Source organism: Pseudomonas sp. HMSC063H08 (assembly GCF_001813645.1).
Lineage (GTDB): Bacteria > Pseudomonadota > Gammaproteobacteria > Pseudomonadales > Pseudomonadaceae > Pseudomonas > Pseudomonas aeruginosa.
This window is the reverse complement of sequence record NZ_KV813593.1, coordinates 7,326-7,913: the sequence shown is the minus strand read 5'-3', so window position 1 is coordinate 7,913 and position 588 is coordinate 7,326. Positions and strand designations below refer to the sequence as shown.

Sequence of the window (588 nt, the reverse complement as noted above, 5' to 3'; positions counted from 1 at the left end):
GAGGCAGCGCCGTGGAGCTGGTATTCGCGGGACTTCACGTACTTGAAGCGGTATGGCTGGTTGATCGGTCCGTTCCAAGGGTGCCAGGTGCTGCCGTCCTGCAGCTCCACCTGCAGGTCTACGACGATCTTGCCTAGGTCGTGAGCCAGGGCACCATAAGCCGCGGCGGCTGACCAGGCTTCAGCCTGGGCTGACTGTGACTCCGGCGCTGCGCCGATCGGGAGCAGGTAGGTCTGCCGTACCTTGAGTGCGTAGGCCACGATCTCCAGGCCGTGATCGATCATCCCGCCTGGATGGGCATGGTGATGGTTTTCCGAAGCAGGGAGCTGCTGGACCAGCTCTGCATAGTTGGCCAGTGGCCGCCGGTAGATCTCCTCGAATTGCTGCTTGGATAGCGAGGCACGTTGCCAGATGTTCTCCAGTAGCTGCCGGCGCCGAGGCGTGCCGAGCAGTTCCATGCTGCTCAGAGGAGGGATGAATCCCCCTAGGGCAGCTTTGGTTGGTGGGGTGGGGGACGGCTTCCTGGATATCCAGGAAAGGAGTTGAAACATGGGACGCTCCATGACGATTCATGGAGCGGGCTTTTCC

Annotated in this window: 1 protein-coding gene; it reads right to left on the bottom strand. The window is 61.6% G+C overall.

Annotated features, from left to right (window positions below; translation table 11 throughout):
- Positions 1-551, bottom strand: a 551-nt coding sequence (locus HMPREF2924_RS37105) for a TraI domain-containing protein (protein ID WP_256567986.1), incomplete at its 3' end; no start/stop codon positions are given.
- Between the last annotated feature and the right edge of the window lie 37 nt (positions 552-588).